The organism is Pseudarthrobacter defluvii (genome assembly GCF_030323865.1).
GTDB classification, from domain to species: Bacteria; Actinomycetota; Actinomycetes; order Actinomycetales; family Micrococcaceae; genus Arthrobacter; species Arthrobacter sedimenti.
Genome location: NZ_CP066362.1, coordinates 228972 through 242445 on the forward strand (window position 1 = coordinate 228972; position 13474 = coordinate 242445).

At 67.5% G+C, this 13474-nt stretch carries 9 protein-coding genes; 8 read left to right on the top strand and 1 reads right to left on the bottom strand.

The genetic code is table 11. The features are described from left to right. The first annotated feature begins 11 nt into the window (after positions 1-11). From JCQ34_RS01130 to atzF, 4 genes are read left to right on the top strand one after another with little or no spacing between them, the layout of a single operon-like run. Positions 12-890 carry an urea amidolyase associated protein UAAP1 gene (locus JCQ34_RS01130; RefSeq protein ID WP_286400978.1) on the top strand — a complete coding sequence of 293 codons (879 nt, stop codon included), beginning with the start codon at positions 12-14 and terminating at the stop codon, positions 888-890. Then, on the top strand, positions 887-1582 hold the full coding sequence (locus JCQ34_RS01135; RefSeq protein WP_286400979.1) for an urea amidolyase associated protein UAAP2: 696 nt from the start codon (positions 887-889) through the stop codon (positions 1580-1582). The genes JCQ34_RS01130 and JCQ34_RS01135 overlap by 4 nt, the downstream gene beginning before the upstream one ends. After that, positions 1579-5292 carry an urea carboxylase gene (gene uca, locus JCQ34_RS01140; protein WP_286400981.1) on the top strand — a complete coding sequence of 1238 codons (3714 nt, stop codon included), beginning with the start codon at positions 1579-1581 and terminating at the stop codon, positions 5290-5292. Before JCQ34_RS01135 ends, uca begins: the two co-directional genes overlap by 4 nt. Then, the gene (gene atzF, locus JCQ34_RS01145; protein ID WP_286400982.1) at positions 5289-7163 is read left to right on the top strand and encodes an allophanate hydrolase; all 1875 of its coding nucleotides are present in this window, start codon (positions 5289-5291) and stop codon (positions 7161-7163) included. The genes uca and atzF overlap by 4 nt, the downstream gene beginning before the upstream one ends. Here the strand turns inward: atzF and JCQ34_RS01150 are convergent. Further along, positions 7141-8070: an alpha/beta fold hydrolase gene (locus JCQ34_RS01150; protein WP_286400984.1), complete on the bottom strand. Its 930-nt coding sequence runs from the start codon at positions 8068-8070 to the stop codon at positions 7141-7143. The two genes, atzF and JCQ34_RS01150, sit on opposite strands and share 23 nt — an antisense overlap. A 68-nt stretch (positions 8071-8138) precedes the next feature. Between JCQ34_RS01150 and lysS the strand changes: the two genes are divergently transcribed. From lysS to JCQ34_RS01170, 4 genes are all read left to right on the top strand, one after another. Next, the gene (gene lysS / locus JCQ34_RS01155; protein WP_286400985.1) at positions 8139-9677 is read left to right on the top strand and encodes a lysine--tRNA ligase; all 1539 of its coding nucleotides are present in this window, start codon (positions 8139-8141) and stop codon (positions 9675-9677) included. A 2-nt stretch (positions 9678-9679) separates the two neighbouring features. Beyond that, the gene (locus JCQ34_RS01160; protein WP_286400987.1) at positions 9680-9856 is read left to right on the top strand and encodes a hypothetical protein; all 177 of its coding nucleotides are present in this window, start codon (positions 9680-9682) and stop codon (positions 9854-9856) included. Positions 9857-9994: 138 nt separating this feature from the next. Further along, positions 9995-10327: a histone-like nucleoid-structuring protein Lsr2 gene (locus JCQ34_RS01165; protein WP_286400989.1), complete on the top strand. Its 333-nt coding sequence runs from the start codon at positions 9995-9997 to the stop codon at positions 10325-10327. Between the two features lie 367 nt (positions 10328-10694). Further along, complete coding sequence (locus JCQ34_RS01170; protein WP_142131592.1) at positions 10695-13187, top strand: ATP-dependent Clp protease ATP-binding subunit; 2493 nt, start codon at positions 10695-10697, stop codon at positions 13185-13187. Positions 13188-13474 lie beyond the last annotated feature (287 nt).

A 13474-nucleotide genomic window follows, 5' to 3' on the forward strand; every position in this document is an offset into this window, starting at 1 on the left:
ACAGGACTGACATGACACAGACCCTCGAAACACCAGTCACCAGCGGGACGGCCACGACGGCCGGCGCCCGTGCCCACGCCAGGGAACAGCACGGCAAGACGGCGGACACCATGCGCCACGTGCCGGCAGCTTCCGCCCCCTCGCACCTTTTGGCCGGAGCGCCCGACGGCGTGATACCCACTTGGGCGGAATCCCTCGCCTTTGGCCGCTACACCACCATGGCGCTGGCCCGGGGCACCCGGATCCGGCTCACCGACACTGCCGGCGACGCGTGCGTGCACGCCCTCCTCTACCGCGCCGGCAACCTGCACGAGCGGCTGAACATCGCGGACACCGTCAAGGTCCCGTGGCAGGCCTACCCCGGCGTCGGGCACCCGCTGCTGTCCGACGCCGGCCGGCTCATGGCCACCATCGTCGCGGACACCTCCAGCCGGCACGATGCCCTCACCGGCGCCACCACCCTCACCGGCAACACGGCGAAGTACGGAGCCGGGACCGCCCACAGCGCCTCCCCGGCAGCCCGCGAACTGCTCACCCTGGCCGCCCTCAAGAACGGCCTGGGCACCAGGGATGTGGCGCCGTCGCTCGCCTTCTTCAAAGGCATCACCGTTGACCCGGCCGGCAGCATTACCTTCACCGGAAGCGCGGGGCCGGGTGCCGCCGTCGAACTCCTGCTCCAGATGGACGCCGTGCTGGTCCTGGCGAACACCGCCCACCCGCTGGACCCCCGCCCGGACTTTACCGGCACCGCCGTCGACATCGTTGCCTGGCACGCGCCCAGGGACCTCGGGGAACTGGAAGCCGGGCGCCTCACCGGCCCGCTGGCCCCCGAACACCTGCAGGCCCTCCGCAACACCGACCACGACCTCACCGCAAGGAACGCCCGATGAACACCGCCACTTTCACCGAAACCCCCGCGGACACCAAACCTGCCCCAAAGGCCGCCGACACCGCGCTCGCCGCCGGCACCGTGATCCTGGACGAATTCGTCGAAGCCCGCGGACCGTGGTCGGCAGTGGTGGCGGCAGGCGACGTGCTGACCATCGTGGACCTTGAAGGCAACCAAGCCGTCGATTGCCTGCTGTACTCCGCGGCCGACACCACCGTCCGCTACTCCGCCCCCGCTACGATCGCAGCGCAGCAGGCCATCGTCCTCACCACAGGATCGGTCCTCCGGGCCGACACCGGCGCACCCCTCATGACCGTGGTGGCAGACGAGGTAGGCGTGCACGACACCATCGGGGGCGCCTGCTCGCAGGAGTCCAACACGCTCCGCTACGGCCAACACACCCGGGAGCAGCACGCCTGCGTGGAGAACTTCCTGATCGAGGGCTCGCGCTGGGGCCTGGGCAAGCGGGACCTGGTGTCCAACATCAACTGGTTCATGAACGTGCCGGTGGACCCGGACGGCGCCTTGGGCATCGTGGACGGACTCTCCGCCCCCGGCAAGCGCGTGGCCCTCCGTGCCGAGGTGGACACCCTTGTGCTCGTCTCCAACTGCCCGCAGATCAACAACCCCTGCAACGGGTTCAACCCCACGCCTGTCCGCATGATCGTCACAAGGCCGGAGGCTGCACGATGAGTACCTTTGACACCCTGCTGATCGCCAACCGCGGCGAGATCGCCTGCCGCATCATCGACTCCGCCAGGAAACTGGGCTTGCGCACCATTGCCGTCTTCTCGGAGGCGGACCGCGGCGCCAGGCACGTCCGGCTCGCCGACGAGGCCGTGCTCCTGGGACCCGCGCCCGCCAAAGAGTCCTACCTCCGCGTCGACGCGATCCTGGAAGCTGCCAAGGCCACCGGCGCGGGCGCCATCCACCCCGGTTACGGGTTCCTGTCAGAGGACGCGGACTTCGCCGAGGCCGTGCAAGCAGCCGGACATGTCTTCGTGGGCCCCACGCCTGACCAGCTGCGCATCTTCGGTACCAAGCACACAGCGCGCGACGCCGCCCGTGCGGCCGGGGTGCCGATGATCGCGGGGTCCGGGCTGCTGGAGGACGTGGACGCCGCGGTCACGGCCGGCAAGGAAATCGGCTTCCCGCTGATGCTCAAGGCCACCGGCGGTGGAGGTGGCATCGGCATGACCGTCTGCCGTTCCGAGGCGGAGCTGGCCGAAAGCTTTCCCCGCGTGGCCCGGCTGGCTCGTGCCAGCTTCGGCACCGCGGGCGTGTTCGCCGAACGGTACGTGGAAAACGCCCGCCACGTTGAAGTTCAGGTCTTCGGCGACGGCGAGGGCCGGGTGGTGAGCCTCGGCGACCGGGACTGCTCGCTCCAGCGCCGCCACCAGAAGGTCCTCGAGGAAGCACCTGCCCCGGACCTCCCCGATGATCTGCGGGCGGAACTGCACCGCACATCCCGTGCCCTGTGCGCCTCCCTTAACTACCGCTCCGCCGGCACCGTCGAATTCGTCTACGACCCCGCCCGCAGGGAAGCCTCCTTCCTGGAAGTCAACGCCCGCCTCCAGGTGGAACACCCTGTCACCGAAGCCGTCACCGGCGTCGACCTGGTGGAATGGATGCTTCGCCTGGCTCAGGGCGGCCCGGACGCCAAGGCCTTCCTCGCCGACGTCCCGGACGCACTGCCCGTGACCGGCCACGCCGTCGAAGCCCGCGTCTACGCCGAGGACCCGGCCCGCGGGTTCCAGCCCAGCGCGGGCACCGTCACAAACGCGGCCTACCCGGGAAAGGACCAAGCGAGGGTGGACGCCTGGGTGGAAACCGGGACCGAGGTGGCCACCAACTACGACCCCCTCCTGGGCAAGATCATCACCTCCGGCGCAAGCCGCTCAGCCGCCTTCGACGGGCTCGCGGCAGCCCTGGAAAACACCCGCATCGACGGCATCGAAACCAACCTCGGTATGCTCCGGGCCGTCAGTGGAATGGACGTGGTCCGCAGCGTCCTGCACTCCACCAGCACCCTGGACAACGTGGGGGATCCGGAACCGCGCATCACCGTGAACCGCCCCGGCCTGCAGACCAGCGTCCAGGACTGGCCCGGGCGCACCGGGCTGTGGCAGATCGGCGTTCCGCCGAGCGGCCCCATGGACGATCTTTCCTTCCGTCTGGGCAACACGGCCCTGGGCAACCCGGAAGGCGCCCCCGGCCTGGAATTCACCATGACCGGCCCCAGCCTGACCTTCACCCACGCCACCACCGTATGCGTCACCGGCGCGGAAGTAACGGTGACCGTCGAGGGTGCGGAGGTGCCCGCGTGGGCCCCCGTCACGGTCCCCGCGGGAGGAACGCTCGACGTCGGCACGGCCGGCGGGAAGGGCCTGCGCGGTTACATCCTGTTCCAGGGCGGACTGGATATCCCGGAATACCTTGGCAGCGCCTCCACCTTCACCCTGGGCCAGTTCGGCGGCCACGCCGGGCGGGTCCTGCGGGCAGGCGACGTCCTTCGCACGGTAAAGGGCCCGGCGGGTCACGCCACGGGAACTGCGGTGCCGCTGGACAGCCGCCCCGCCCTGACGTCCACCTGGGAGCTGGCAGTTGCCGAAGGCCCGCACGGCGCCCCGGAGTTCTTCCGCCGCGAAGACATCGACGAACTGTACGCCGCGGAGTACGAGGTGCACTTCAACTCCGCCCGCACCGGCGTCCGGCTCATCGGACCCAAGCCCCGCTGGGCCCGGACCGACGGCGGCGAGGCAGGCCTGCACCCATCCAACATCCACGACACCGCCTACTCCGTGGGCGCCCTGGACTTCACCGGTGACACCCCCATCCTGCTCGGCCCGGATGGACCCAGCCTGGGCGGCTTCGTCTGCCCGGTCACCGTGGTGACAGCCGAGCGCTGGAAGCTGGGGCAGCTGCGCCCGGGGGACAAGGTCCGGTTCGTGCCCATCAAAGCCAGCCAGGCGCCGTCGGCCAAGGACCTGGGACCCGGCCGGCAGCTGGTGCTTCCGGGCAACGCCGGGTGGCCGTCAACCCCATCGCTCGGCGTTCCGGCCCGTTCGTTCCAGGGAGATGGCGACGACGGCGTGCTGGGCCGGGTGCCGGAAGGCTCCGGCCGGCCGGCGGTCACCTACCGCCGCTCCGGCGATGACAACCTGCTGGTCGAATACGGCGAGATGGTGCTGGACCTTGGCCTGCGCGCCCGGGTCCACGCCCTGCACCAGCACATCGAGGCATTGCGTGTTCCCGGCGTCGTGGACCTGACCCCGGGGATCCGGTCGCTGCAGATCAAGGTGGACCCGTCCGTCCTGTCCACCACCCGCCTGCTGGACCTGGTCCAGGAGGTCGAGGCCGCGTTGCCCGCCAGCTCAGAACTGGTGGTTCCCAGCCGCACCGTCCGGCTGCCGCTGTCCTGGGACGATCCCGCCACCCGCGAGGCCATCGAACGGTACATGGCGGGTGTCCGCGACGACGCCCCCTGGTGCCCGTGGAACATCGAGTTCATCCGGCGCATCAATGGCCTGGACTCCGTTAGCGAGGTCTTCGACACCGTCTTCAACGCCGAATACCTGGTCCTGGGCCTCGGCGACGTCTACCTCGGCGCCCCCGTGGCCACGCCGCTGGACCCCCGGCACCGCCTGGTCACCACGAAATACAACCCGGCGCGCACGTGGACGCCGGAGAATGCCGTGGGCATCGGCGGGGCGTACATGTGCATCTACGGCATGGAAGGCCCCGGCGGTTACCAGTTCGTGGGCCGCACCACCCAGGTGTGGTCCCGCTACGCCGACTCCGCACCGTTCGACCCGGGATCGCCCTGGCTGCTGCGCTTCTTCGACAGGATCTCCTGGTATCCGGTCAGCCCGGAGGAACTCCTGGACCTGCGCGCGGACATGGCCGCCGGCAGGGGACGGGGCGTTCAGATCGAGGACGGCACCTTCTCCCTGGCCGAGCACGAGGCATTCCTGGCGGAGAACCGCGAGTCAATCGAGGTGTTCCGGGAAAAGCAGGGCGCAGCCTTCGCCGTGGAACGGCAGGCCTGGGCCGACGCCGGCGAGTTCGACCGCGCGGAGGCGCTCGCCGCCGTCGTTGCCCCTGATGCAGGCGAAGTGGAGGCTCCGGAGGGCGGTTCGCTGGTCTCGGCACCGTTCGCCGCCAGCGTCTGGAAGGTGGACGTGGCGGAAGGCGACCGCGTGGCCAAGGGCCAGCCGCTAATCTCGCTGGAGGCGATGAAGATGGAAACCGTCCTGGAAGCGCCCTGCGACGGCGTGGTGCTCCGCGTCCTGCCGGCCGCCGGTTCGCAGGTGGTGGCTGGCGAAGCGGTGGTGGTCCTGGCCGGCATGGACCCTGCAACTGCGGAGCTGGAAGCACTCGAACTGGAAGAGGCAACGGTATGAGCAACACCGTCACCGGCAGTGCCACCCGCCGCGTCAGGGCAGCGCTCGCAGCCATCGACGCCGTGGACCGGCCGGAAATCTGGGTCACCCTCCGCGGCCGGGAGGACCTCCTGGCCGAGGCCGCCAAAATCGATACCGCCGTGTCAGGCGGCGCGGGCCTCCCCTTGGCCGGACTCCTGCTCGCCGTCAAGAACAACGTTGACGTGGCAGGCATCCCCACCACCGCCGCCTGCCCCGGCTTCGCCTATACACCGGACGAGGACGCCGAAGCCGTGGCCCGGCTGCGCGCCGCCGGGGCCCTGGTCCTGGGCGCCACCAACCTGGACCAGTTCGCCACCGGACTGGTGGGAACGCGGAGTCCCTACGGTGCGGTCCGCGACTCCCGCCGCCCGGACCACATTTCCGGCGGCTCCAGCTCCGGCTCCGCTGTTGCGGTGGCGCTGGGACTGGCGGACATCGCGATCGGGACGGACACTGCCGGTTCGGGACGGGTCCCGGCCGGCCTGCAGGGCATCGTCGGGATCAAGGCCACCCTCAACGTGGTCTCCACGGCCGGGGTGGTGCCGGCCTGCCGGTCCTGGGACGCGGTCACCATCTTTGCCCGGCATCTTGCTGCCGCCGAACTCGCCATGGGCGTCATGGCCGGCAACTCCCGGGCCTGGCCAGCGGACATCCGGCTCGCTGCGCCGTCCCGGCCGCGAGTGGCATATCCCGCGTCACTGCCTGCCCTGACACCGGAGTGGGCGGCGGAGTTCGACCGGCAGGTTGACCGGCTGCAGGCGTCCGGGGTGGACGCCGAACCGATCGAATTCGACGACTTCCTCAAGGCCGCCCGCCTGCTGTACGACGGCGGGCTGGTGGCAGAGCGCTACGCCGCCGTGGGCAGCTTCGTGAATGCTGCGACAGTTGAAACGGCCGACGGCGCCGCGGACAGTGCGGGCATCGATCCCACGGTGCAGGGCATCATCAGCGCGGCCGGCACAGTGCCCGCGCACCGCTATGTCGCCGATACCGCCCGGCTGGAGGAGCTGAAGACCAGGGCCATGGACCGGCTGGAAGGCTTCGACGCACTGCTGGTTCCCACGGCGCCCTTCCACCCCACGCTGGCCGAAGTTGCTGCGGACCCCGTGGGCGTGAACTCGCTGATGGGCACCTACACCAACTTCTGCAACCTGTTCGATCTGTGCGCCGTGGCCGTCCCCGCCGGGGAAGTGGACGGCGCCCAGTTCGGACTTACGGTGGTGGGCCGGACCTTCGACGACGCCGTGGCTGCGGATATCGCACACCGCATCGAAACCACGCCGCCGGCGCCGGAACTCTTCGCCGCCGGAGCTGCCGTTGCCGGCGACATAGGCGGACCCATTCCGGAAGCCGGCCAGCCGTCGTCGTCCGTTCCCTGGCCGATGGCCGCGGGCGCGGTGGCCGTGCCGCTGGTTGTGGTCGGGGCGCACCGTAAAGGACAGCCGCTGGCGCCGCAGCTGGAGGAACTTGGGGCCTTCTGGGATGGTGCGGTCCGGACGGCAGCGCGCTACCGGATGGTGGCGCTTGATACCGTGCCGGCCAAGCCCGGCGTTTACCGGTCCGACGATGGCGCGGAGCTGGCGGGGGAGCGGTGGCTGCTGTCACCGGCGGCTTTGGGGACGTTCCTGGCGGGGCTTCCCGAACCCATGCTGCTGGGCTCAGTGGTGCTCTCTGACGGGACCGCCGGCGTCGGGTTTGCCTGTGATGCCGTTGCCGCTGCGGGCGGGGAGGACATCACCGCGTGGGGCGACTGGCTGGCGGACCGGAGCGTGGAACCGAAGCCGCGCACAGTGTGGCGGAACCTCGGGGAAGCAGCGTTGGCGGGCTTCAGCCGCGGGGAACGGGGATAGCGCCGGCCTGGTCCGGGCGGGAATCATCGTCGGGGTTGGCCCCGTCCGGACGTTCGTCCTTGAAGTAAGCGGCGATGGCCTCCACCAGTTCCTTGACCGCTGCCGGGACGGAACCATGGAAGCACTTGGGGGAGAGCTGGTAGGTGCTGCCCGGGACGGCTGCGTGGAGCCGCTCGGCAGTCACCCGGTAATAGCTGGGGCTCTTCCCGCCGGCCATGAAGTGGGTGCCCGGCGGGAGCACGCTAAAGTCCCGGGCGTGGTCTTTTTCGTCGTAGGCCGCGCGCAGCTCACCCACGCCGCTGGGCATCACCTGCCGGAAAATGGTGTTCACCTTGGTCCGGGACAAAACCGCCATCAGGCCGGCCAGGACGGGTTCCGGAATCCTCGCCATGGCCGAGCCCGGGCTTGTGGCCTTCTTCATGTGGGCCAGGGCATGGCCCACCTTGCCGTTGTTGACGGCGTCCTCGAACCCGTCCAGCCACTTGGTATCGATGCTGCCGTCGATGTTGACTGCGGCGTCGTACACCGCCAGCTTGTCCGGGACGAACGGTGTCCCCGTGAACTCCTGCACCGCGTTCAGCGCAACCGATCCGCCCAGGCTGTGGCCCAGGATGTTCCGGGCATCGGTGGCGGTGAGGACAGTCCGGACATCCTCGATCTCAGTGGCCATGCTGTAGTCAGGCGGCTGTTCGGACGAGTTTCCCCTGCCCCGGCGGTCATACACATCCACCGCCCAGCCGTCGCCCAGGCCCTTCGCCAGCGCAATAGAGAACGGGCGGTAGATCAGGGCCGTGAGGAACGCGCCCCCGATCAGCAGTACCCGCTTTTCGCCCGGCGCATCCTCGGCGCCGTAGCTGTACAAAGCCAGCCTGCCGCCGTCGTGCGTTGGAAGGACCTGTTCTTTCACCCATCCATCCTAGGCAGCAAGCCTGCGCGGCAGCTGGGAACCCGGGTAGCCAATGCCCGGTAAACTTGATGATTGTGACTTCCCAAAACACCCCCGCGCCCAAGAATGCCCCAGAGCCCGTCGACGCCAGCGAGCAGATGCGGATCCGCATGGAAAAGCGCGCCAAACTCCTTGAGCGCGGCACGGAGGCATACCCCGTGGGAGTGGAACGCACGCACTCGCTTGCCGAGATCCGGGAAAAGTACGCCCACCTTGAGGCGGACGACACCACCGGCGACATCGTCGGCGTCACCGGCCGCGTGGTCTTTGTCCGCAACACCGGCAAGCTCTGCTTCGCCACCCTGCAGGAAGGCGGCACCGACGGCAAGGGGACGCGCCTCCAGGCGATGCTGAGCCTGGCCAACATCGGCGAGGAAGCGCTCGCCGACTGGAAGGCCCTGGTTGACCTGGGCGACCACGTGTTCATCAAGGGCGAGGTCATCTCGTCCCGCCGCGGCGAGTTGTCCATCATGGCCGACTCCTGGTCCATGGCTTCCAAGGCCCTGCGTCCGCTGCCGGTGCTGCACGCGGACCTGAATGAGGAAACCCGCGTCCGCCAGCGCTACGTTGACCTGATGGTCCGCGACGAGGCCCGTGAGATGGTCTACACTCGTGCCGCGATCACCCGCTCCATCCGCGAAACGCTGTTCCGGCACCGCTACGTGGAGGTGGAAACGCCCATCCTGCAGCTGGTCCACGGCGGCGCCCTGGCACGGCCGTTCGAGACCCACATGAACGCCTTCGACCAGAAGATGACCCTGCGCATCGCCACCGAGCTGTACCTCAAGCGTGCAGTGGTGGGCGGCATCGACCGCGTTTACGACATGGGCCGCGTGTTCCGCAACGAGGGTGTTGACTCCACCCACAGCCCGGAATTCACCACGCTCGAGTGCTACGAGGCCTGGGCCGACCAGTTCGTCATGGCGCAGCGGATCAAGGAGATCATCCTTGACGCCGCCGACGCCGTGGGTGCCGGGCGGGTCCTTCAGACCGAGGCGGGCGAGATCAACCTCGACGGCGACTGGGTCTGGCTGCCCGTCTACCCTGGGCTTTCCGACGCCGTTGGGCAGGAGATCACCCCGGACACCCCGGTTGAGGTGCTTCGGGAGCTTGCCGCCAAGCACGACGTCAAGGTGGATCCCAAGTGGGACGCCGAGAAGCTGGTGGTGGAGCTCTTCGGCGAAATCGTCGAGCCCACCCTGCTGAACCCCACCTTTGTCTATGACTACCCGCCCTCCGCGCAGCCGCTGGCCCGGCCGCACCGCGAGGACGGCCGGTTGATCGAGGCCTGGGACCTGATCATCGGCGGCATGGAGCGCGGCACGGCTTTCTCCGAGCTGATCGACCCCGTCATCCAGCGCGAGCGGCTTACCGAACAGTCCATGCACGCGGCCGCCGGCGACGTCGAAGCCATGCAGCTTGACGAGGACTTCCTGCGCGCCCTCGAATACGGTGCTCCGCCCATGGGCGGCATTGGCCTGGGCATCGACCGGCTGGTGATGCTCTTCACCGGTGCCGGTATCCGCGAAACCATCCTGTTCCCCCTGCTGAAGCCCGAAGGGCACTGATCATGGAATATGTAGCTGTACTCCTTCCCTCCCTGGTGGTGGGCCTGCTGTTCTGGTTCGCCATGAAAGCCATTTTTAACGCCGACAAGGCCGAGCGGCAGGCGGAGGCCCGCGCCCAGGCCGAGGCGGATTCCCTCCCGGCGCAACCCACGGACGGCCCGGGTTTCGAACCCAAATAGATAAAACCCCCTACTTTCGGGAATTATCCCCAAGGAACCATTAGGCGCTTTGACGCGTTGCCAAGATAAGAGTCATACTTTTTTTGGGAAACATCCTGCTTTTCTGAAAACCGACTTTCCAGCAAGAGGAAGACCTTAATGGCACAGAAAGTAAACATCATCCTCGTTGATGATCTGGATGGGGGATCCGCAGACGAGAATGTTAAGTTCGGCCTCGACGGGGCCAACTACGAGATTGACCTGTCGGCAGCCAATGCCGCTGAACTTCGGTCTTCGTTGGAGAGGTTCATCAACGCTGCGCGCAAGGCGTCCGGAGGCCGGAGCCAGCGGGCCACCAAGGCGTCCACCGGGGGCCGCAGCCACGATTCAGCGCAAATCCGGCAATGGGCACGGGATAACGGCTACACGGTTAACAGCCGCGGCCGAATTCAGGCCGAAATCCAGGAAGCCTACCAAAAGGCAAATTCCTAGGGCCGGCTTTAGCTCCACGGAAACCCCGCTTACCGCCACACGGCGGGGCGGGGTTTTTCAATTTCCCGATAATGCTGCTATGGACGGCATCCGCCCATGCGCCAATTGCCTTATTCCGCGGGCCGCGCTGGCAGTTGGACGGCCCACGGAAGTATTTGGGTTCCTGTGCGTTTGGTGACCTTGCAGAACCCCGGGGCCCGGTATCAGTACCCACCTCCGGTGCCTTTGCCGGCCGGTTCCGCAGCGCTGTGCTCCACTGCTGCGTCTATTCCCGCAAGAGGCCGGGTTTCCCCTGTGGCGAACACGCTCCACATCGCCGGACGGGCCACGTAGCATCAAAGTACGTCGTAGCTAGGAGTGTGGCGAAATGTTTGAGCGATTTACGGACCGTGCCCGTCGCGTAGTTGTGCTTGCCCAAGAAGAGGCACGCATGCTGAACCACAATTACATCGGTACCGAACACATCCTCTTGGGTCTGATCCATGAGGGTGAGGGCGTTGCCGCCAAAGCTCTTGAGTCCTTGAGCATTTCGCTCGACGGCGTTCGCGAGCAGGTGCAGGAGATCATCGGGCAGGGCCAGCAGGCTCCCTCGGGTCACATCCCCTTCACCCCCCGTGCCAAGAAGGTACTGGAGCTCTCGCTGCGCGAAGCCCTGCAGCTGGGCCACAACTACATCGGCACCGAGCACATCCTGCTCGGCCTGATCCGCGAAGGTGAAGGCGTTGCCGCCCAGGTTCTGGTCAAGCTCGGCGCCGACCTGAACCGGGTCCGCCAGCAGGTCATCCAGCTCCTCTCCGGTTACCAGGGCAAGGAAACCACCGGCGCAGGCGTCGGCGGCGGACAGCCCGAGGGCGCACCCGCCGGTTCCGTAGTCCTGGACCAGTTCGGCCGCAACCTGACCCAGGCTGCGCGCGAGAACAAGCTGGACCCGGTCATCGGCCGCGAGCAGGAAATGGAACGCGTCATGCAGGTCCTTTCCCGCCGTACCAAGAACAACCCTGTCCTCATCGGCGAGCCCGGCGTCGGCAAGACCGCCGTCGTCGAAGGCCTTGCCCAGGCCATTGTGCGCGGCGACGTCCCGGAGACCATCCGCGACAAGCAGCTGTACACCCTGGACCTCGGTTCCCTGGTGGCAGGCTCCCGCTACCGCGGTGACTTCGAAGAGCGACTGAAGAAGGTCCTCAAGGAGATCCGCACCCGCGGCGACATCATCCTGTTCATCGATGAGATCCACACCCTGGTGGGTGCCGGTGCCGCCGAAGGTGCCATCGACGCAGCCTCGATCCTGAAGCCCATGCTGGCCCGCGGCGAGCTGCAGACCATCGGTGCCACCACCCTGGACGAGTACCGCAAGCACATCGAGAAGGACGCCGCCCTGGAGCGCCGCTTCCAGCCGATCCAGGTCAAGGAACCCTCCGTGGCGCACGCCATCGAGATCCTGAAGGGCCTGCGCGACCGGTACGAGGCACACCATCGCGTCACCATCACGGACGGTGCCCTGGCCTCGGCCGCCAGCCTCGCCGAGCGCTACATCTCGGACCGCTTCCTCCCGGACAAGGCGATCGACCTGATCGACGAAGCCGGCGCCCGGCTGCGCATCCGCCGCATGACCGCTCCGCCGGAGCTCAAGGCCATGGACGAGCGCATCGCCAAGCTGAAGATGGAGAAGGAATCCGCCATCGACGCCCAGGACTTCGAAGGTGCAGCTTCGCTCCGCGACAAGGAGCAGAAGATGATCTCCGAGCGCGCGGAGAAGGAGCGCAACTGGAAGTCCGGCGGCATGGACGACATCTCCGAGGTGGATGAGGATCTCATCGCCGAGGTGCTGGCCAACTCCACCGGCATCCCCGTCTTCAAACTGACCGAGGAAGAATCCTCGCGCCTGCTCAAGATGGAAGAGGAACTGCACAAGCGCGTCGTCGGCCAGGACGAGGCCATCAAGGCACTGTCCCAGGCCATCCGCCGCACCCGCGCAGGGCTCAAGGACCCCAAGCGCCCAGGTGGCTCGTTCATCTTCGCCGGCCCCACCGGCGTCGGCAAGACCGAACTCGCCAAGGCACTCGCGGAGTTCCTGTTCGGTGAAGAGGACGCCCTCATCACCCTGGACATGTCGGAGTACTCCGAGAAGCACACCGTTTCGCGGCTCTTCGGTGCCCCTCCGGGCTACGTGGGCTACGAAGAGGGTGGCCAGCTGACCGAGAAGGTCCGCCGCCGTCCGTTCTCCGTGGTGCTGTTCGACGAAGTTGAGAAGGCCCACGCGGACCTCTTCAACTCGCTGCTGCAGATCCTGGAAGACGGCCGCCTGACCGACTCCCAGGGCCGCGTGGTGGACTTCAAGAACACCGTGATCATCATGACCACCAACCTGGGTACCCGGGACATCTCCAAGAGCGTCGCCACCGGCTTCCAGTCCGGCACCGACACGCAGACCGGCTACAACCGCATGCGTGCCCGCGTTACGGAGGAACTCAAGCAGCACTTCCGCCCCGAGTTCCTGAACCGTGTTGACGACGTCGTGGTGTTCCCGCAGCTCACCCAGGACGAGATCATCGAGATCGTGGACCTGTTCGTGACCCGCCTGGAGAAGCGCCTCAAGGACAAGGACATGGGCATCGAGCTCACCAAGGCCGCCAAGGTGCTCCTGGCAACCCGCGGTTACGATCCCGCCATGGGTGCCCGGCCGCTGCGCCGCACCATCCAGCGCGAGATCGAGGACCAGCTCTCCGAGAAGATCCTCTTCGGCGAGATCCACACCGGCGACATCGTCGTAGTGGATGTCGAAGGCGAAGGCGACGACGCGAAGTTCACCTTCGCCGGCAACGCCAAGCCGCGCATCCCGGAAATCGCCCCCAGCGTCTAAGCGCAACACCGAAAGCCCCGCCACTCCCCGAAGGGAGCGGCGGGGTTTTCGCTTTTTAACGACACCGTGGTTGGGTCCGGTGGCTGGGCATCAGAGATTTCCCGGCGCCTGCTCGTTCCTCGCTTTGACGGCGCCTACATAAATCCCTGATGTCCGCCACCTCGTGCACTGGTGGGCGTTAGGCAAAGCGCAGGCGCCGGGGTCATTTGTGTAGCTTGCGTCAAAGCGAGGAACGAGCAGCAAGCGGCAAATGGCACCGGTGGCGGCGCGCCCCAACCACGCCCGAG

Excerpts from the sequence above, each read along its gene's own strand:
- JCQ34_RS01130 (WP_286400978.1), top strand. The coding sequence starts at position 12 with ATGACACAGACCCTCGAAACACCAGTCACCAGCGGGACGGCCACGACG.
- JCQ34_RS01135 (WP_286400979.1), top strand. The coding sequence starts at position 887 with ATGAACACCGCCACTTTCACCGAAACCCCCGCGGACACCAAACCTGCC.
- uca (WP_286400981.1), top strand. The coding sequence starts at position 1,579 with ATGAGTACCTTTGACACCCTGCTGATCGCCAACCGCGGCGAGATCGCC.
- atzF (WP_286400982.1), top strand. The coding sequence starts at position 5,289 with ATGAGCAACACCGTCACCGGCAGTGCCACCCGCCGCGTCAGGGCAGCG.
- lysS (WP_286400985.1), top strand. The coding sequence starts at position 8,139 with ATGATTGTGACTTCCCAAAACACCCCCGCGCCCAAGAATGCCCCAGAG.
- JCQ34_RS01160 (WP_286400987.1), top strand. The coding sequence starts at position 9,680 with ATGGAATATGTAGCTGTACTCCTTCCCTCCCTGGTGGTGGGCCTGCTG.
- JCQ34_RS01165 (WP_286400989.1), top strand. The coding sequence starts at position 9,995 with ATGGCACAGAAAGTAAACATCATCCTCGTTGATGATCTGGATGGGGGA.
- JCQ34_RS01170 (WP_142131592.1), top strand. The coding sequence starts at position 10,695 with ATGTTTGAGCGATTTACGGACCGTGCCCGTCGCGTAGTTGTGCTTGCC.